Below are 17,221 nucleotides of genomic sequence, written 5' to 3'. Positions count from 1 at the left end.
TGGCGGTGTGCAGGACGCCGAGGGAGTGCTCGAAGCGGGTGTGGCAGGCGGCAGGGTAGACCAGATGCGCGTTGGCAAGCTGCTTGATCCGCCGCAGCCTCTGGAGAGGAAGGGTATCGAGAAGACGGAGTTCATCACGGGTAAGCCCGATATACCCATAGAGGGGGTCCCTGATATGGGTCTCATACGTGAGCGTGCTCGGTTCACCCCCCCGTGAGATGAAGGTTGGTGAGGAGGTCCATCCCTTTCTGGACCTGCCCCTCAGAGAGGTCCCAGTTCAGGGTCCTGGCGATCTCTCTGATCTCGTCGGGGGACATATCCCTCATCTCTCTTGTCTGGATGTAGTGGACCTTCGCCGCCCAGGAGAGGGTCTTGGAGTCGAGGTCTGCGGCATCCCTGCATATGTCGACGACCTCTTTTACCTCTGCGGCATCACGGGGGTACTCCTCTTTCATCTCCTGGACCAGTTCCCTGCCGTCGTCGGTGAGGGTGTAGGTATAGCGTCTCCAGTCTGGTGTCTCTCCGGCACCCGCCGGTGTCTCAACCCTCTCTTCGATGAATCCGTAGGAGACAAGAGTCTGGATCGCCCCGGCGATATCGGCGCTATAGGGACCATAGTAGTGGGGGCGGTAATGTGCCCTGACGGCACCCCGGATCGTCGAAAAATATCCCAGTTTCTGGATCGTCGTCCTGCCTGCAATCCGCCCCTCTGCCGCGTCCAGCAATACGAGTATCCCGTCAAATTCATCCATACATCCGGCCCTCCGGTGAGCGTATACCATGTGCGCCTGAACTTTATCTTTGCTCTTGCGCCGTGAATATATGGACGTGCCGATCTGCGTTTCTCCCGGTCGGTCCGATAGAGAACTGGGCTGGCACAGGTCGAAAAGCCGGGTCACCCTGATGGCTCGGTGGGGAAGGAAAGGCGTTGTGGGCCAGGCTGTACAGGTATCGAGACGCGATCCTCGCAACAAGCGTTGGCAGGATCAAGGATGCGGTCGCAAAAAGGTGAAGATAGGGGGAGGTAAGCACATTCAGAAGGGGGCTTTCACTCCCTCTTGAAGTCGTCGTCGAAGCGGACGATATCGTCCTCGGTGATGTATTCGCCGTTCTGCACCTCGATCACTTCGAGGGGGATCAGTCCGGGGTTCTCCAGGCGGTGCCGCACCCCGGCCGGGACAAAGGTGCTCTCCCCCGGCCTGACAAAAAACTGTTCGCCGTCATTGGAGACCCCGGCCATGCCGCGGACGACCACCCAGTGCTCGCTCCGATGGTGGTGGAGCTGGGCCGAGAGGCGGCGGCCCGGGAGGACGGTGAGGCGCTTGATCTGGAAGGAGTCGCCCTGGAGGAGGACGGTGTACGAGCCCCAGGGCCGGTGGACAGTGGTGTGGAGGTCGCAGCGGCCGTCGCCCCTCTCCTTCAGGAGGGCGGTGACCTCGCCGACGTGCTGGGCCTCTGCCTTCGGGCAGACCAGGAGGGCGTCCGGGGTGTCGACGACCGCGAGGTCGGAGAGGCCGATCGTCGCCACCAGGCGGTCGGAGATGACCAGGTTGTTCGCGCTCCTGAGGCCGATGTACTCCCCCTTCACGACATTGCCGTCCCCGTCCTTCTCACTCACCTGGTACAGGGCGTCGAAGCTCCCGATGTCGCTCCATGAACAGGCCAGGGGCACGACCGCAGCCCGGTCGGTCTTCTCCATGAGGCCGTAGTCGATCGAGACCTTCGGGGTCTTTGCATACGCCTCCTCCACAGGGAGGGCGAAGGCCTCTGCCACGGCCGGCGCCAGGCGCCGGCACTCCTCCATGAAGAGCGCAGAGGAGAAGAGGAACATGCCTGAGTTCCAGAGATAGCCCTCCCGGACATACCTCTCCGCGGTCTCCAGGTCTGGCTTCTCGACGAAGGCGTCGACGGCATAGCCGCCGGGGAGAACTTCGCCGGGCCGGATATAGCCGTAGCCCGTGTGCGGGGAGGTCGGCGTGATCCCGAAGGTGACCAGGTGGTCCCTGGCGAGGGCCTCGGCCGCATGAAAAGCTGCCTTGTACCCCTCGTCCGGGGTGATCAGCTGGTCGGAGGGGAGGACCGCGACCGTCCCCTCCTCCAGGGCCGTCATGCCGTAGACGATCGCGGGGAGGGTGTTTTTCCCGGCAGGCTCGACGAGGACCTGGCAGCAGGCAGAGATCGCCGCGAGCTGGTCCGCCACCAGGAAGCGGTGCGCCTCGTTGGTGACGACGTACACCTCCTCGGGCCGTGAGAAGAGGAGGGCCCGCCTCACCGCCTTCTGGAAGAGGGACTCGTTCTCGAAGAGGGGGATGAACTGTTTCGGGTAGCAGGTCCGGCTCAGGGGGAAGAGGCGGGTGCCCGAACCGCCGGCAAGGATGATCGTCTTCATGGTGTGGTACTCCCGATAGATCGCGCTCTCATTTTCTCGTGTCGATCCATAAAGATGTGCATTTTTTCCTGAAAATGGGGAGAGTTAAACAGATTCAGAAGGGGAAAGGCGCATGGGGGCGCCCTCTCGTCCCTTCTCCCCGGCGCTCCGGCACCGGTGCCGGCCGGTGCGGTCTGCTCCGGGAGACCCCCCTCCCCGAGGGGACCCCGACCCGGATACGCCCGTACAGCCCCCCGATCAGGGAGCCACCCCCCGGACCCGGGCCCGGAATGGCGAGATCCGGAAATCAGGCGATGGTGGGCAGATCTCGAAAAATGCAGGATATTCCGCCCCCTCCCCTGCCCCTCTGGTCGCCGGTATGCGTGCAGGTAATGCCTCTCCTTCCCGGCCGCGGGAGAGGCCGGGGTGGGGGAGGGAGTGCGAGTGGAAATCGGCTGCATTCCGGAAATCCCGGGTGTTTCCGGCCTGGCGGGAGGGGGCCGCCCTCCCAGGTGTGCAGACCCACTCTTCCCCTGTCACTGTGAGAACAGCGCATCATGAATCCGGAACCCGCCCTCTCCCCGCGGCCTGTCCATCTCCTCCCGCATCGAGGCAGGGTGACCTTCAGTCTCACGATCTTCGGCGAGGCGGCAAAGAACGGTTTCGCCACGGTTATGCAGAGAATATCCCCTAGACAGAGACCGCAGGCACGCAGGACAGGATACGTCACCCCTGGAGTGGATTACGGGGCGGTATTCGTGACGGTCCGTGATGATCTCCCTCTCCTCAAGCAGGGAATTCAGGCAATCTTCGACGAAGCTGACCGCACAACGAAAGGGTGACATTTCGTCGGGGAGAGAAGGGGGGTACCCGGATCGGGTGAGGCCGCTATCGTGCTGTTTGGTCGTCCTGCACTACCCCTGATCTCTTCGCACCGCCTCGGTCTCTGCCGGCTTCGCCCCCGCCGGAAGAGAACGGCAACAGGTTCTGCCAGGTGTGCCCGATATCGACCGTCCTGGAGCAGGACCGGAATGGTTAATATTTACGGTGACCGAATGGAGTGCATGCCCAGAACGGCCGACACCATCCCGGCGACATGGAAGGTGCAGGAGATCCTGGAAATTCTCCGAAGAGCTCAGCCCTCCCTCCAGAGGAAGTATGGTGTCAGCGAGATCGGCGTCTTTGGGTCCTATGCCCGGAACGAACAGGTCGAGGGGAGCGATGTCGACATCCTGGTCGACCTTGCCGGGCCGATAGGATGGGATGTCGTCGACCTGCGCGACGACCTGGAGCACCTTCTTGGTCTCAAAGTCGATCTGGTCCTGAAAGGAGGGATTCGACGGCGCAAGAATCTGTTCAAGTCTGTCGCCGGGGATGTCGTCTATGTCAGGGCGTGATGTCACCTTTTTTCTCGACGACATCCTGGAGGGCATCGGGGCCAAGAGTATACTCGCGGCCTTTCTGGCGAAGAGTTTGCCCGCGATCGAAAGACTTTTGATGCCGTTGTCCGGAACCTCGAAGTGATCGGCGAGGCCTGTGGGAATGTCCCCGAAGCGATCAGGGAGCAGTACCCGGACATCCCCTGGCGCAAAATTGTCGGCCTCAGACATGGTGTCATCCATCACTATTTTGGGGTTGACCCGGACACGATCTGGTTCATCATTCGCCGGCAGCTCCCGGAACTGAAGGATGGAGTTGAGACGATACTCCGTGACCTGAGGCCTCCCGGCCATGAAAATTAAGAACGGGCATGAGAGGAATTGGAACCGAGGCGGAGGTCGGTGTTCAGCATCGCACAGATATCGAAGACATTTTCGACCGCAGTGTGGAGATACCGTCCCTGACGATCCCGGGGTGGATGAAGGTCCGGGCAGGTGTTCCCTGACCATGCCGATGCTCTCCTCCTGGATTCAGATCCTGATGACGGCACTCCTGAGCATCCCGTTCTAGCCAATCGCCCGCTCCCCGATATAGTAGTAGAGGCGGTGTTTGAATGCGTCGAATTCCCTGATGGTCTCGACCGCGACGTCGTACAAAAACCGCTCATCAGGGCAGGAGAGCACCCGGCCGCGCAAGCACTCCACCCGTACAGAGAGGGGGAGCTGCTGGAAGATCTGGAGGTCGTACCGGTCGCTGAAGAGCTCTGACAGGGCGTGAAACCTGAACCTCGACGCCTCCGCGGGATCGCCGTCGAAGAAGACGCAGAGATCGATATCCGACCCCTCTCTCGCATCGCCCCGGGCGACCGATCCATAGAGAATGACAAAACGGACCTTCTCGAACCCCTCGACCGTACGAAGCCTCTCGATGATCTCTTCCACTGCAGACATCTGGTGCACGTAATAAGAGGATAGGTCTTTCTTCTCATCGCTCTTCTGGCGGCAGGACCGGCCGCCTGTACAGACAGTGGACGACATCCCCGATGAAGACGGGATAAAAGAGGTGGGTATCCCTCAGGCGAGGGCCGAGAACGAACCCTCTGGTGCTTCACCGGCATCGGAGCGGAACACGCGGAGGCTGACTCAAAAAAGGTCTCACAAGACGTCCTCTCTCCTGGTGGTGGAGAAGGCCGGCCTCTGAAAGGCGAGCAAGGGTTTCACTTGAAGATCCCGCTCCCAGGTGGAGCACCCGGGCGATCTCGCGGACATAATACTCTTCGCGGTAATTCCGTCCCAGAAATCGGAGGAGCAGAAATGAAGTCCTGGAGGGTGTGTTCGTATAGTCGAACATATGTTCGTATATGCGAACATACCTCTGTCAACCGAGAGAGAATGCCCGTCCTCCGCCTGGGTCTGCGGCGACCTGAACGCAGTGCAGACGGAGGATGAGTCTCTGTCCGCCCCCTGACCGGAAACGATCGAAGACCTGCTTTTTTGAAAAATGTCCGTGGTCCGGGAACACAGCCAATCTCTATCCGGTGAGCTCGACCTCGCCTGCCGCGAGGGGACGGCAGCAGATCCTGCCGTTGTGGACATCCTGCATCACGGCATCGATCTTCCGGGAGACCTCCACGCTATAATATGCCTCGCCGCAACGATCGCAGATGAAAGCCGGGACATCTGTGATGACGATGATCTCGTCCTTCACCCGTGCGATGAACTCAGTTTTTCCTTCATGTAGTGTTCCTTTACAGAACGTGCACCTCTCTGGAATCATTCTTCTCTCCTCCTCGTTCGTGTATCGGTCCAGTGTTGTTCATCAGGCATATAGGTGGTGATCACCCGGAGATGGTCCTGGCAGATCCCCAGTACTACATGATAGGCATTGTCATGTATAAAACCAAGCATGAGCAGGGAGGGGCAGGGCTCATCATCAGGATATGATTCGATCATCTCGCCGGTCCTGATCACGAGAAGGAGATCATCGGTGGAGACGTTGCGCTCAAACATCCTGACCCGGGCGTGATGCGAAATGATGACCGCGTCCTGATCCAGGAATCCGATGATCCTTTCTCTATCGAAGTGCATGCTTCCCAACCTGTTTTGTTTCTCGCAGATATGAAAACATTCTCTCTGGAGGTATGACTCAGGGTATGTTCTCCCATCGGTTAGTGATACGTCTGGCCTTCATTTCTCCTGCGGGCCGATGCAATTGTGGCTGAGATCCTGCGGATCGCAACAGGTCACGGCGCCCGTACTGTCAGGCCGTCAGGGGTGAGGAGACCCCGGAGAGCGACATCGATCTGCTCGTCGAATTCGAACCGGGACGAAATCTCCTCGACCATGCCCAGGACCTGTTCGGCCGCAAGGTCGACGTGGTGACCGGGGGAGGACTGCACTGGTATATCAGGGACCGCGTCCAGGAGGCCGTCGCCCTGTGAAAGACGACCGGCCGTACCTCATCCATATCCTCGAATGCACCGACAGGATCGAGTCCTGCACCCGGGGAGGACGGGACAGTTCTCTGTCGAGGCACATGTCCTGGTGTTCATGGTGCACAAACCTCTTGAATACAGCGCCATGTACCGTCTGGATCAGAATCAAGCTGACGGCCCCAATCCCTCTCTCTGGACGAGCGCCGCAAGGCCCTCAAGATCGAAACAGGTGCAATCGGCCCTGTGTGAGAACGACCGTGCAACGATGCAGAAATGCTCCCTCCTCCAGTCAGTGCGCCAGGAGACGGGAGAGTTCCCTGCCCCTGCCAGGGAAGACACTCATCAGTATTATACTACGAAGTGTACTCTTTCAGGGTTGTGGGAGGAACCCGATCTGAACACTCCTTCAGAGTGTATGCCCGGTCATCCTGTGAACTCGACCTGCCGCAAGGGGCGTCCCGTGTCGGTGAGATATCCTCGCTTTTCTTTCAGAAAAAAATGAATACACTGACACTCAGGGCTGGTCGTCAGCCGCAACATCCCGGCTGCGCAAAAAGGTCTCGACCTCCTGCCTGAAACGGGCGAAGTCCCCGATATGCTCCTGCAGGAGGGCAAAGGTGAGGGCATCGTCGATCGCTCCGTAGCGGTGGACGACAATGTTCCGGAAGCCTTTCATCGCCTTGAGGTCGTCCGTGAGCATCTCCCTGCTGAGCACACCGTCAGGTGGTCGACGACATCCTCGTCCGTGCCGGGCACGCCGAGATGTTCAAGCATCGCACAGATCTCGAAGACATTCTCGACCGCATATTCCATTCTCTTGGAGATGCCGTCTCTGACGATCCCGAGGCGGGTGAATGCATCGGCCGAATCGGGCAGGCCTTGATCATGCCGATGCTCTCGGTCATCCATAGGAGGAGACCCGCACCGACGTGCGGGTGATGGAGTAGACATCGCCGGCGGGGGGAGAGAAGCGACCTGGACTCCTGATCGGGAAGATGGGACGCCGTCCTGAAAAGAGGGGTTAGAATGGTCAATCGCCGGGGTGGTTCACTCGTCCGGTCCTTCCAGGAGACGCACTGCGTCTTCCCTGAAGCGTGAGATCTCTCCCTGATGCAATTTCTCCATGAAATCAAGAAGGTCTGCACAGAAAGCTTCAGCCTCTTCTATGGAATCTTTGACGTCCTCTGCCGTGATTGCAAAGTCTACGTAGTACTGTTTGTCGATGCGATCCCTTTTGGCGGCGGCGATGCGGGAACTGTCAATGCCATACAGACTCTCCAGGAGGATCATCGCACCGGTGTGGTTCTCGCATTTTATGCCTGTCTGGAAAAGGAGGGCCAGCACCATGTAGTACATGCTGTACTATGCCATCGATACGGTTTCTTCGAGCCGCCCGTTCTCCAGCAGGATCTTTGCGGAGATGAGATAACTCTCAGATTTTTTCCGGTATGCCTCCTGGACCTGAACACTGGGTTCGACGACCCGGATCTTTCCTTCTCTGAAGAGTTTATGCAAAAAATTTTGTGTTTTCATAATATCGTTCGACTCCTTTCACGATGACATGATTCTTTACGATCTCCTGGATCAGTAAATTTTCCGGTTCCCAGGGCCCGATCTTTATACTGAGCCGCGAGTGACACCTTTCCAGCTCCCGCTTCACCTCTCGATCGTCAGTCTCGATATAGACGTCGATGTCGCTCTTCTGGTCCGCGGTCCCCTTCGCATAGCTCCCGAAGAGCACGGCAAGGGAGATGTCCTGTCTCTCCTGAAGTGTCCTGACGACAGACCGGAGGTGGGGGGCCTCTTCGATCACTGTTCCGAGCGCGTACCACTCTGTCATGAAGATATACACCCGTGCTTCGAGAGTTTTTTTCAGGAAATATACCCTATTTTTCCCTTCAGTCCTGAAGTCGACGACATTACCGTCTAAAAGACTCCTGAGTTTCCGCAGTATGGTCGTGTGCGAGATACCCAGATCTTTTGCGAGTTTGCGGGGGTGTGCGTCGCCCTGGAGCAGGTGAGCAATGATCTGAATGGTTATATTTTGTTCCACATGGAACGTATTTGAACCAATGGTAGAAAAAGGTTACAGCTGTCCAGGGCGGTGTGTATGCCGTTCTCAGGGCTTCAGGAGATCTGCGACTCGATCATGTGCGGCAAGACACGATCTTTCTCCATTCTGCCAGAGGGATGAAGAAATTCTGGGCAACCTGCCGGAGGCCGTACCTTACAGGAGGTCCTGGACCTCCTCCCGCTCCATCCCGGCCTGCCTGAGGATCTCAAGAAGCGTACCTGCCGGCAGGTCCCGTCCATGGACAGGACGACAATCCGACGCTTTGTCTCAGGATGGTAGAAGAGGTGATGGCTCCCCCTGACCCGGCAACCCCTTCTTCTCCAGGACCCTGATGACCTTCTGGGGCGTGAGTGCGGGAATCTCAGGCATGGGCTTCGACGGTGAGGGTGTACTCCAGCAGTCCCTCCTCGGTCGGGATCTCCTCGCCCTTCTCCCGGAGGTCCTCGATATAGAGTCCTATGGCTTCCCGCGCCATCGCTATCGCCTCGTCGATCGTCTCCCCGTAGGTGACGCAACCGGGAAGCAAAGGCACTGTCACGGTATACCCTCCCTCCGGTTCTCTCCGGAGGAGGACGCGGTACTTCAGGTATTTCATCTCCTTCCACACCCCGCGGATCATGCAGACTGACGTCTGCTCATGATGTATCAATAGCCTGACGCCCTATAAGTACCAACCGAACACGAGAGTACGGCACGCCTGAGGCCAATCCTGTGGAGGTACCCCTGCACCATAGACGAGTGTCGGTCCCTCTCCGTAGCCGGACGAGGATAAAGGAGGTGAAAGTCCGGGGCCGGAAAAAGAGGGGGGTCTCCCCCTCTCAGGCGAGGGCCGGGACGCCGTCCGCCCAGGTCTCGATCACGGCGAGGAGGGCGTCGTCCTCGTAGCCCGAGACCCGCACCGAGGTGCGGGTGAAGGCGACGGAGTAGACCTCGCCGTCAGGGTCGTGGCAGCGGAGGCGGCAGGCGTACGCCTCGCGGTCCGGGTCGGCGACCGCGGTGCCGCCGAGGGCAGACGCAAGCGCCGCGTTCCCAAGGATCTCGGTCTTCGCGGCGGTGAAGCCGGCGAGAGTCGGTGCACGTGCCGAAGCAGTGCCGGCGGCCCTGCCGAGGGCGTCCTCGTAGACGACCCGCGCCGTGTAGGCCTCGGAGGCCTTCTCGACAGGGTCGTGGGCGACGCCGCCCGCCTCCCAGGACGTGCAGCCCCAGGGGTTGTTCGTCAGGATGTTCTCGATGATGCCGCTGAAGGTGGCGGCATCGGCGATCGGTGCGGAGAGCTTCCGCACCGCCGTCTTGTTCGTGGTAGACAGGGTAAAGTCTGCCATTGTCGTGTCTCCTGCCAGGACTCCCGGGATGTCACAGGCACATCTCCCTATGACCTGGAGTAATATATGTCTGCCTTAACCGCGGGCGGTCCTGGAGGAGATGGACCCTCTGAGGGGGAGGGCCTCGGGGGATACGTATACGAGAGAGAAAGGCGCATATCCCGATCAGGAATGGACACGGCCACTCTGCAGTGTGGCGGGGAATGCGCGAGGATCGTCGGCATTCTCCGGGCAAAAAAAGCGTACCTGGAGGAGACATACCATGTCCGGTCCATCGGCCTCTTCGGGTCGTGCCGGCGGGGGGAGGAGCACGAAGGGAGCGACGTGGACATCCTGGTCGAGTTCTCCGAGGTGCCGGGGATCTTCGGTTTTCTCAGGCTCGAACATTATCTCTCCGAGATCCTCGGAAGAAAGGTGGACCTGGTCGAAGAGAGCGCACTCAAACCCCGTATCGGCCGCCGTGTCCGGGAAGAGGTTCTGTATATATGACCGCGCGGCGCAAGTCCCCTCGATTATGTGGACGATATCCTCGACGCCGTTGACAAGATCGAGATCTTCACGGAGGGTATGCCGTATGAGCAGTTTTGCGGGGACGACAAGACCGTCTATGCGGTCACGCGAGCGCTGGAGGTGATCGGTGAGGCGACCAAGTGCATCCCCCGAGAGGTCAGGGAAAAATATACTGCTCTTCCCTGGACAGAAATGGCCGGTATGCGTGACAAACTGATCCATGCCTATTTCGGGATCAACAGGGCGATCATCTGGACGACGGTCCAGAATGATATTCCCTCACTCAGATCTGCGGTCCTGAGCCTTCGCGACGACCTGATGGCAGAGGACGCGAGGGATGAATCTCTCTTCGAACCCCGCGATCCCTGACCGGTGCTTCATGCCCCGGCCCGATGGACGAGATCGTGCTCTGCGCTTTTTTCCAGAGACCTTCCGTGGCCCCCCTCTCATCCACGACCTCGCGCCAGACTGCGGGAGGAAACCCTTATCCTGATCAGTGCGTACCAGAGGTATAGCATGCTGACGGCTGAGGGCATCATGGGTGCGCTGGCAGATCACCGGGCCCGGATCCGGAGCCTCGGCGTCCGGCGGATCGGGATCTTCGGGTCCTTCGTTCGGGGCGAAGAACGCGAAGATAGCGATATCGATATTCTGATCGAGTTCGAAGAGGGGAGGCGCTCCTTCGACACCTATATGGACCTCACGTTTTTTCTCGAAGATCTCTTCGGAAGGCACGTCGACCTTGTCGATCAGGACACCCTCAAACCCGGTCTCGCACCCCACATCCTCCGGAGCGTCAGGTATGTCCAGGGAATATAATCTCTATTTAAGAGACATTCTTGAGGCAATCGAGAGAATTCAAAGATATACCCGGGGAATGGACTACGAGGCGTTCATAAAGAACGATCTTGTGCAGGATGGGGTGGTCCGGAACCTCATGGTGATCGGCGAAGCCGTCAAACTCATTCCCGAACCGCTCACGTCCGGGCATCCCGGTGTTCCCTGGAGAAAGGTTGCAGGCATGCGGGACATCTTCATTCACGCTTACTTCGGGGTGCATGATGAGATCGTGTGGGATGTCGTCCGGAACAAAATTCCTGATCTGCAGGCTGCGGTCAGGGAGATGCTTGATCTCGCCTGATGATTTTTTCCGCTTCAGAATGGCGATGGGGAACACTCCCTTGGCCCCCCTCCACCATCGTCAGAATACGCCCATACCAGGCCCAGATACGGAGATCGCCCGGCCCATACCGCCGATATCCAGAGATCCAGCCCCTGCGGACGGCATCGGAGAAACCCGGGAAATACCGCCCCCTCTCCTGCCCCGGGGGTGGCCAGTATGATTGGCAGTAATACGAAGGCCTTCAGCCCCTCGCATGAGGCCGGGGAGGGAAAAGGAATGCAGGCGGAAATCCTCTGAATCAAGGCAATTTCGCCGACTTTCTGGTTATTTGTGGGGCTCACCCCTTGTGTGAATGCGGGGAGAGGAAAGAAAAAAGACGGCCGATCCGGGTCCTGTGGGTGCACGAAGGCCCGGGCGTCTCAACCTGATCTGCGTGAATACTCTTTATGAGCACGCTCGATCGTTGTGATCTTCTCGATTTTCACGATCTGCTCATTGTCCTCGATGATATAGAACACGGTGAAAGACCTGCTTACATGAAGGCGGTACACCGCAGGAGGATGGGGGTAATCGAGTTTTTCCTTGTTTCCCCCGGGATAGGGATCATCTCTCAGGTCCAGGATCTTTTCTATGACGATGCGCCGGCTTTTCCCGGGCAGCTTCTTTAAAAATTCTTCCGCTTTCCTTTCGATAACAAGAGTGAACACGCTGCTCCCACGCCTCAATCGTCCTTCATGATCTCTTCCGGGTCAAAGGCGACGAACTCGCCCTCCCTGTCGATATCAACGATCATCTGCCAGTCCCGATAGTCCCGCTCGCGCCGGATCATCCTGGAGAGCAGGTCGTCATAACTCTGTCCGGCTTCTTTCAGGTCGTGGAGACTCTTCCAGGTGTACTCTTTCACGGGAATGCGCTTGATCTGACTGCCGCCGGTATCACCTGTGCTGGAGGCCATACAGGGATATTGATGTGTACGATATTTATATCTGTGCATATGTGCCGCAATGTACAAAGTGTATCAGATGTATCATATCGGGAGGCGGTTCGCCGCACCGAGTCCGTCCATCTCCTCGCGCATCGAAACAACCCGGCCTTCAGCCTTCGCCTGCATCAAAAGGCCGATAATCCCGGTGACCGGAAGATCGGAGAGTCCCGCGATGCGGCGGGCTTCGGTCTCGTCGAACTATCCGGCCTCGTCTCCAGGGCAAGGGCAATACTCTCCGCCTCACCCGGGTGCAGGTCATGTTCGAGCAGGTACACCAGAGCGGTATTCCCGGGTTCGACCATAGAGAGCCAGCCCTCCTGACCTCGCCTCTTCCCGGGCGGCTTCCCCCCTCGTCCACGACCTCACGCCAGACCGCGGGAGGAAAACCTTATCCTGATCAGTGCGTACCAGAGGTATAGTATGCTGACGGCTGAGGGCATCATGGGTGCGCTGGCAGATCACCGGGCCCGGATCCGGAGCCTCGGCGTCCGGCGGATCGGGATCTTCGGGTCCTTCGTTCGGGGCGAAGAACGCGAAGATAGCGATATCGATATTCTGATCGAGTTCGAAGAGGGGAGGCGCTCCTTCGACACCTATATGGACCTCACGTTTTTTCTCGAAGATCTCTTCGGAAGGCACGTCGACCTTGTCGATCAGGACACCCTCAAACCCGGCCTCGCACCCCACATCCTCCAGAGCGTGCGATATGTCCCGGGAATATAACCTCTATCTCCGGGATAGTGTTGAAGATATCGAGAGGATTCAACGATATACGCAGGGAATGGATTACGAGGAGTTCGTGCAGAGCGATCTTGTGCAGGATGGGGTGATCCGGAACCTCATGGTCATCGGCGAGGCGGTCAAACTCATTCCTGAGCCGCTCAAAGCGGAGCATGCCGATATTCCCTGGAGAAAGATTGCAGGCATGCGGGACATCCTCATTCACGCCTATTTCGGAGTCCATACCGAGATCGTGTAGGATGTCGTCCGGAATAAAATCCCGGACCTGCAGGCTGCGGTCAGGGAGATGCTTGATTCTGTCTGAGGAAGGGCGTCATCCCATGTGCCACTGTGGACATGGCGCCCTCCTTCGCCTGGTCTCCTGCCCGGAGGGTGCGTCGTTGCCACATGAAGACGTCCACGCCTCATCCACGAGCGACGCACCCCCCCTCCTGCACGACAGGGATGGACCTGATCCGTGCCCGGCGTAACATCCAGAACAGAATCTTTATGGGGTCTCTCCTGACACTAGTCTGGAGACATGCGGTGCGCGATAATCGTCCTCTGCCTCTTCCTTGCCGTCCTCCCTGTCGGCGCCCTTGCCGGGAACCCTCTCTGGACATACTCCGCACCCGCGGAGGTCGCCGGCCTCGCCCTGACCCCCGACGGCTCGCACGTCCTTGTCGGCGGGGAGAGGCTCTGCCTCCTGGCCGGCAACGGCACCCCCCTCTGGGAGCAGTGGTCGGCGGAGATGACCGCCTCGTCCGCGGACGGCCGGACGATCGCCGGCGCCGGCGCCGGCGGCCTGCAGCTCGCCCTCTATGCCGGGGACGCCGCCCTGCTCTGGAGGCAGAACCTGGACTCTGACTGTGTGGCCCTCGCCCTCTCCTCCGACGGGAAGAGGCTTGCGGTCGCGGACCTCGTCGGCGAGGTGCACTTCTATGACGCTGACGGCACCCTCAGGGCCACCGCCGACACCAGGGGCGACCCGAAGGATAAAGAGGACGAGGTCCAGTCCAGGATACGCGATCTTGCCCTCTCGGAAAAGGGCGCGTACGCCGCGGTCGCCTCCAGCCGCGGCCTCTTCTATTATACGGGCGCCGGGCGAAAACTCTGGGCGCATGAGGGCATGCTGGAGGGAGGCACCGCGGTCGCCGTCTCCGGGACCGGGGACGCGGTCGCCGTTGCCTCCGACGCCGGCGTCCGCCTCCTGAACCGCACGGGCACCCTTCTCTGGACGCACCCCTCACGCCGCCCGATCACCGCCCTCGCGGTCTCTGAAGACGGGTCCCGCGTCCTCGCCGGTGCGCAGGACAACACCCTCACCTGCTTTGACAGGGAGGGCGAGACACTCTGGACCTTCACCGCCGGAGGCTGGATACGGGACGTCGCCGTCTCGAAGAACGGTTCCCGCGTCCTTGCCGGGTCCATGGACAAAGAAGCCTACCTCTTCGACGGCGACGGGCAGGTGCTTGAGACGTACGCCCTCGACGGCTGGGTCGGCCATGTCGCCCTCACCGCCGACGGCAGCGCTGGCGTCGCCTCCTCCTCCCGCCAGGTGATCGGCATTGCGACCGTGACGTCGACAACGACCGTCCCGACGGTCGCGGAGACCCCGGTACAGACGCCCGGGGTCCCCGGGACCACAGAGACAGTGACACAGACAACCGCGATCCCGACTGCGGCCGCCCCGACGACTGACAACCCGGTGGCCACACACCCCGGCCCTGAAGGACGTTCCATGCTGCCCCTCCTCCTTGCTGGCCTCCTTGTTGGGAGCGTCGCCCTCGGTGCAGGCTACCTGCGCAGGCGGCGGCAGGCACCCCCTCGCGCGGAAGAGGCGTCGCCCCCTGAACAGGAAAGGACAGATGCGGGTGCCGAGGCCGCCCCGCAGGCGGTCGCGGAGGAGGCACCTCCCTGGAAGGTCTGCCTGGATGAAGGTAAGACGCGGGAGGCGGCCGTTCTCCTCTCGCGGCAGATGGCCGCCCTGATCGAGGAGCGTACAGGGGCCAGCGTCCTCCTCACCGCCGACGCCCTGGACGCCTGCCCGGACCAGAGGGGAGGCCTTGCCTGGTTCTTTGCAACTGCAGACCGCCTTGCCTACGCCCCGGCCCCCCCTGAGAGGGAGGAAGTGGAGGTCCTGGCGGCGGCATACCTCAGCCTTGCAGAAGATATCGGACAGCCTCGAAGAACAGACTCCCCATCTTTGGACCCCTGATTTTTCAGTCAGGGATGACTGCCTCAGCACCCCGGTTGCGCAAAATCTATCGCATACTCGACCCTTTAGCCCTGAGCCGGGTGAACACATCGGCCGAATCGGGCCGGTGCTTGACTGCATTGAATTCCCTGGTGGCCTCGACAGAGCGATCGCACAGGATCCGCTCGTCAGGGCAGGAGAGCACGAGGCCACGCACGGACTCCTCCCTCATAGAGCGGGAACTGCTGGAATATCTGGAGGTCGTAGCAGTCTCTGAAGAGTTCTGACAGGGCACGAAACCTGAACCGCGCGCCTCCATGCGGTCCCCGTCGAAGAAGACGCAGAGGTCGACATCCGGGTTCTTCCTCTCCCCGGGAGACGGAACCGTAGAGGATGACGAAGCGGCCCCTCTCAAACCCTTCGAAGCCTTTCGATCATGTCTTCTACTGTATTCTCCCCGGCTGCACGGTAAGAGGGTGGGTCTTCCCCCTCATACCTCTTCTGGCGGCAGGAAGCCTCTCTTTTTGGTCACGGATTGGTGCACTCTGCCGGAATGAGGGGTCTGTCTCTTTGCACGGACACATCGGCCCGGGTCTGTCCCGCGGCGAGGGAGACAGACATCGGTGTCTCCCCGGGTCCATGGGGGAAGAAATATATTTCCGGACTGCATGGATGAGTCAACCATGGCCGAATCACTGTCTTCATATATCAGGGAGGGGATGAGGGAGTCTTCCAGGATTTTCTACTCCGAGGCGTCCAGGCTGAATACGTCATTTCTTTCCAGGATACCCTATCGCCCGACGACCCTCGTCTTCAACATCACCGACAACTGCAACAGTCGGTGCATCACCTGCCGGCAGTGGCGGCATGCCTCTGTCGGCGAAATGGACACGGCGGAGGCGGGCGAGGTCCTTGCCCAGGCAAAGACGCTCGGGATCCGGAATATCGAGTTCGCCGGGGGCGAACCCCTGTTGCGAAAAGACCTGCCTGCGATCGTAAAAGTCGCGGACGACCTCGGCTTTGCCGACATCTCCATCACCACGAACGGGCTTCTGCTGACCGAAGAGAGGGCCGTCTCTCTCATCGAGAACGGCCTCGACGGCTTTTCCATCTCCATCGACGGCACGGCCGCGGTCCACGACACCGTCAGAGGGGTGAAAGGCGGGTTTGAACGGAGCACCGGCGCCCTCAGGACACTGATCGGGCTTCGGGACTCCCGGTACCCTGCCCTTGCCATCACCATAGGGACGACCGTGATGAAGCCCACCTTCCCGGAGATCCCGAAGATGGTCGACCTGGCCAGAGAACTCGGCATCACCTGCGGCTTCAACCTCCTCAATACCTCACTCTATTTCTTCAGGGACGTCGACACCTCAGAACTCTGGATCCCGGAGGACGAGAGGGACAGGCTCGACGACCTGGTCGCCGAGCTCCACCGGATCAAGTCCACGCACCCCGGCCTGATCAGCAAGAGTTACTCCTCTCTTGAATACATGAAAGAGTATTTCCAGAACCCCAGGAGGGAGGACATCCCCTGCCACCTCGGGTACGAGAAGGTCTACGTCGGCCCGCACGGCGAGGTCTACTCGGGGTGCTGGGCCCTGCCCCCCATGGGCACGGTCAGGGAGACGCCCCTCCCCGAGATCGTCTCCTCGGATGCGTACAGGCAGAGGCTCAAGGAGATGTTCCTGAAACAGTGTCCAGGCTGCAGCTGCAACTACTCGACAAACCTCCTGTACCACCTCCCCTCCCTCTGCCATGAACTGAAGTGGCGGGTGAAGGGGCGACTGGCACGGATAAACTGAATAGTCATTGTGATGCCCCGACCCCTGTCTGATCCGGGGGACTCCGCCCCTGGATCCCTGACCCGGGATAGGAAACGAGAAGAGTGCAGAGGAGACTGCCGTCCCCTCCTATCCTAATGTGGGGCGCGAGCGATAGCGAGCATGAGAACACAGGATATCGGAGATATCCTCTTCGCGCACATCTTCGATCTGCCGCTGGTCGAAGACCTCCGCTGTCCAGGGACGTAGTCCCCCGGCGAGGGGTCCCGATCCCCTGCCTTTTCCACATCAATCGTGCCGGAGTTTCACCCCCGGACAGCGAAA

25 protein-coding genes and 1 pseudogene are annotated in these 17,221 nt (G+C 59.9%); 14 read left to right on the top strand and 12 right to left on the bottom strand.

Going from position 1 to position 17,221, the window contains the following annotated elements; translation table 11 throughout:
• Positions 1 to 7: 7 nt before the first annotated feature.
• The gene (locus MEFOE_RS11810; protein WP_067052337.1) at positions 8 to 217 is read left to right on the top strand and encodes a hypothetical protein; all 210 of its coding nucleotides are present in this window, start codon (positions 8 to 10) and stop codon (positions 215 to 217) included.
• Here the strand turns inward: MEFOE_RS11810 and MEFOE_RS11805 are convergent.
• Entirely contained in the window at positions 204 to 752 is a 549-nt protein-coding gene (locus MEFOE_RS11805; protein WP_067052335.1) for a hypothetical protein, read from the bottom strand. The genes MEFOE_RS11810 and MEFOE_RS11805 overlap by 14 nt on opposite strands.
• 296 nt (positions 753 to 1,048) lie before the next feature.
• Complete coding sequence (locus MEFOE_RS11800) at positions 1,049 to 2,389, bottom strand: mannose-1-phosphate guanylyltransferase/mannose-6-phosphate isomerase (RefSeq protein ID WP_067052333.1); 1,341 nt, start codon at positions 2,387 to 2,389, stop codon at positions 1,049 to 1,051.
• 596 nt (positions 2,390 to 2,985) lie between these two features.
• Between MEFOE_RS11800 and MEFOE_RS11795 the strand changes: the two genes are divergently transcribed.
• From MEFOE_RS11795 to MEFOE_RS11785, 3 genes and pseudogenes are all read left to right on the top strand, one after another.
• Positions 2,986 to 3,210, top strand: coding sequence for a ribonuclease HepT family protein (locus tag MEFOE_RS11795; protein ID WP_067052331.1), 225 nt, complete (start codon positions 2,986 to 2,988; stop codon positions 3,208 to 3,210).
• 222 nt (positions 3,211 to 3,432) lie between these two features.
• Positions 3,433 to 3,765, top strand: coding sequence for a nucleotidyltransferase family protein (locus MEFOE_RS11790; protein ID WP_235809629.1), 333 nt, complete (start codon positions 3,433 to 3,435; stop codon positions 3,763 to 3,765).
• A gap of 102 nt (positions 3,766 to 3,867) precedes the next feature.
• Positions 3,868 to 4,110: pseudogene (locus MEFOE_RS11785) on the top strand (HepT-like ribonuclease domain-containing protein); the annotation flags it as partial.
• A 204-nt stretch (positions 4,111 to 4,314) separates the two neighbouring features.
• On the opposite strand, the gene MEFOE_RS11780 reads toward MEFOE_RS11785, so the two are convergent.
• The 3 genes from MEFOE_RS11780 to MEFOE_RS11770 all read right to left on the bottom strand — a co-directional run bounded on the left by MEFOE_RS11780 (position 4,315) and on the right by MEFOE_RS11770 (position 5,835).
• Positions 4,315 to 4,785 (bottom strand): nucleotidyltransferase domain-containing protein, encoded by a 471-nt coding sequence (locus MEFOE_RS11780; RefSeq protein ID WP_235809628.1) that lies wholly within the window; start codon positions 4,783 to 4,785, stop codon positions 4,315 to 4,317.
• Between the two features lie 493 nt (positions 4,786 to 5,278).
• Positions 5,279 to 5,524, bottom strand: a complete 246-nt coding sequence (locus MEFOE_RS11775) for a type II toxin-antitoxin system MqsA family antitoxin (protein ID WP_067052327.1) — start codon at positions 5,522 to 5,524, stop codon at positions 5,279 to 5,281.
• Entirely contained in the window at positions 5,521 to 5,835 is a 315-nt protein-coding gene (locus MEFOE_RS11770; RefSeq protein ID WP_067052325.1) for a DUF4258 domain-containing protein, read from the bottom strand. Before MEFOE_RS11770 ends, MEFOE_RS11775 begins: the two co-directional genes overlap by 4 nt.
• Positions 5,836 to 6,044: 209 nt before the next feature.
• Here MEFOE_RS11770 and MEFOE_RS14550 point away from each other — a divergent pair, with 209 nt between their 5' ends.
• A complete protein-coding gene (locus MEFOE_RS14550; RefSeq protein ID WP_328585463.1) occupies positions 6,045 to 6,188 on the top strand; it encodes a hypothetical protein in 144 nt (47 codons plus the stop codon).
• 508 nt (positions 6,189 to 6,696) lie between these two features.
• Here MEFOE_RS14550 and MEFOE_RS14545 read toward each other — a convergent pair.
• Entirely contained in the window at positions 6,697 to 6,882 is a 186-nt protein-coding gene (locus MEFOE_RS14545) for a HepT-like ribonuclease domain-containing protein (RefSeq protein WP_067052323.1), read from the bottom strand.
• A 23-nt stretch (positions 6,883 to 6,905) separates the two neighbouring features.
• On the opposite strand from MEFOE_RS14545, the gene MEFOE_RS14540 reads away from it, so the two are divergent.
• Entirely contained in the window at positions 6,906 to 7,121 is a 216-nt protein-coding gene (locus MEFOE_RS14540; protein WP_067052321.1) for a hypothetical protein, read from the top strand.
• 108 nt (positions 7,122 to 7,229) lie between these two features.
• Here the strand turns inward: MEFOE_RS14540 and MEFOE_RS14535 are convergent, their stop codons facing one another.
• The 4 genes from MEFOE_RS14535 to MEFOE_RS11740 all read right to left on the bottom strand — a co-directional run bounded on the left by MEFOE_RS14535 (position 7,230) and on the right by MEFOE_RS11740 (position 9,578).
• Positions 7,230 to 7,529 carry a hypothetical protein gene (locus MEFOE_RS14535; protein WP_235809627.1) on the bottom strand — a complete coding sequence of 100 codons (300 nt, stop codon included), beginning with the start codon at positions 7,527 to 7,529 and terminating at the stop codon, positions 7,230 to 7,232.
• Between the two features lie 160 nt (positions 7,530 to 7,689).
• Entirely contained in the window at positions 7,690 to 8,235 is a 546-nt protein-coding gene (locus MEFOE_RS11750) for a nucleotidyltransferase domain-containing protein (protein ID WP_235809626.1), read from the bottom strand.
• 382 nt (positions 8,236 to 8,617) lie between these two features.
• A complete protein-coding gene (locus tag MEFOE_RS11745) occupies positions 8,618 to 8,875 on the bottom strand; it encodes a type II toxin-antitoxin system HicB family antitoxin (RefSeq protein ID WP_235809625.1) in 258 nt (85 codons plus the stop codon).
• Positions 8,876 to 9,074: 199 nt separating this feature from the next.
• Complete coding sequence (locus MEFOE_RS11740; RefSeq protein ID WP_067052317.1) at positions 9,075 to 9,578, bottom strand: hypothetical protein; 504 nt, start codon at positions 9,576 to 9,578, stop codon at positions 9,075 to 9,077.
• 171 nt (positions 9,579 to 9,749) lie between these two features.
• Here MEFOE_RS11740 and MEFOE_RS11735 point away from each other — a divergent pair, with 171 nt between their 5' ends.
• The 4 genes from MEFOE_RS11735 to MEFOE_RS11720 all read left to right on the top strand — a co-directional run bounded on the left by MEFOE_RS11735 (position 9,750) and on the right by MEFOE_RS11720 (position 11,229).
• Positions 9,750 to 10,067 (top strand): nucleotidyltransferase family protein, encoded by a 318-nt coding sequence (locus MEFOE_RS11735; protein ID WP_083523460.1) that lies wholly within the window; start codon positions 9,750 to 9,752, stop codon positions 10,065 to 10,067.
• A 27-nt stretch (positions 10,068 to 10,094) separates the two neighbouring features.
• Positions 10,095 to 10,457 carry a HepT-like ribonuclease domain-containing protein gene (locus tag MEFOE_RS11730; protein ID WP_067052315.1) on the top strand — a complete coding sequence of 121 codons (363 nt, stop codon included), beginning with the start codon at positions 10,095 to 10,097 and terminating at the stop codon, positions 10,455 to 10,457.
• A gap of 147 nt (positions 10,458 to 10,604) precedes the next feature.
• The gene (locus tag MEFOE_RS11725; RefSeq protein ID WP_067052313.1) at positions 10,605 to 10,907 is read left to right on the top strand and encodes a nucleotidyltransferase family protein; all 303 of its coding nucleotides are present in this window, start codon (positions 10,605 to 10,607) and stop codon (positions 10,905 to 10,907) included.
• Positions 10,891 to 11,229: a HepT-like ribonuclease domain-containing protein gene (locus MEFOE_RS11720; protein ID WP_067052311.1), complete on the top strand. Its 339-nt coding sequence runs from the start codon at positions 10,891 to 10,893 to the stop codon at positions 11,227 to 11,229. The genes MEFOE_RS11725 and MEFOE_RS11720 overlap by 17 nt, the downstream gene beginning before the upstream one ends.
• A 401-nt stretch (positions 11,230 to 11,630) precedes the next feature.
• On the opposite strand, the gene MEFOE_RS11715 is transcribed toward MEFOE_RS11720, so the two are convergent.
• Together MEFOE_RS11715 and MEFOE_RS11710 are read right to left on the bottom strand one after the other, a co-directional pair.
• On the bottom strand, positions 11,631 to 11,918 hold the full coding sequence (locus tag MEFOE_RS11715) for a type II toxin-antitoxin system RelE family toxin (RefSeq protein WP_067052310.1): 288 nt from the start codon (positions 11,916 to 11,918) through the stop codon (positions 11,631 to 11,633).
• A gap of 14 nt (positions 11,919 to 11,932) precedes the next feature.
• On the bottom strand, positions 11,933 to 12,166 hold the full coding sequence (locus tag MEFOE_RS11710; protein WP_067052308.1) for a hypothetical protein: 234 nt from the start codon (positions 12,164 to 12,166) through the stop codon (positions 11,933 to 11,935).
• 450 nt (positions 12,167 to 12,616) lie between these two features.
• Between MEFOE_RS11710 and MEFOE_RS11705 the strand changes: the two genes are divergently transcribed.
• The 4 genes from MEFOE_RS11705 to MEFOE_RS11690 all read left to right on the top strand — a co-directional run bounded on the left by MEFOE_RS11705 (position 12,617) and on the right by MEFOE_RS11690 (position 16,918).
• Positions 12,617 to 12,919, top strand: a complete 303-nt coding sequence (locus MEFOE_RS11705) for a nucleotidyltransferase family protein (RefSeq protein ID WP_067052306.1) — start codon at positions 12,617 to 12,619, stop codon at positions 12,917 to 12,919.
• Entirely contained in the window at positions 12,903 to 13,175 is a 273-nt protein-coding gene (locus MEFOE_RS11700; protein WP_067052304.1) for a HepT-like ribonuclease domain-containing protein, read from the top strand. Before MEFOE_RS11705 ends, MEFOE_RS11700 begins: the two co-directional genes overlap by 17 nt.
• A gap of 282 nt (positions 13,176 to 13,457) precedes the next feature.
• The gene (locus MEFOE_RS11695; RefSeq protein WP_067052302.1) at positions 13,458 to 15,134 is read left to right on the top strand and encodes a WD40 repeat domain-containing protein; all 1,677 of its coding nucleotides are present in this window, start codon (positions 13,458 to 13,460) and stop codon (positions 15,132 to 15,134) included.
• A gap of 662 nt (positions 15,135 to 15,796) precedes the next feature.
• Entirely contained in the window at positions 15,797 to 16,918 is a 1,122-nt protein-coding gene (locus MEFOE_RS11690; protein ID WP_067052300.1) for a radical SAM protein, read from the top strand.
• Positions 16,919 to 17,221 lie beyond the last annotated feature (303 nt).

The organism is Methanofollis ethanolicus (genome assembly GCF_001571385.1).
In the GTDB taxonomy this organism is placed as follows: Archaea; Halobacteriota; Methanomicrobia; order Methanomicrobiales; family Methanofollaceae; genus Methanofollis; species Methanofollis ethanolicus.
The sequence above is the reverse complement of the archived record's forward strand: the minus strand, read 5'-3'. Positions and strand labels throughout refer to the sequence as shown.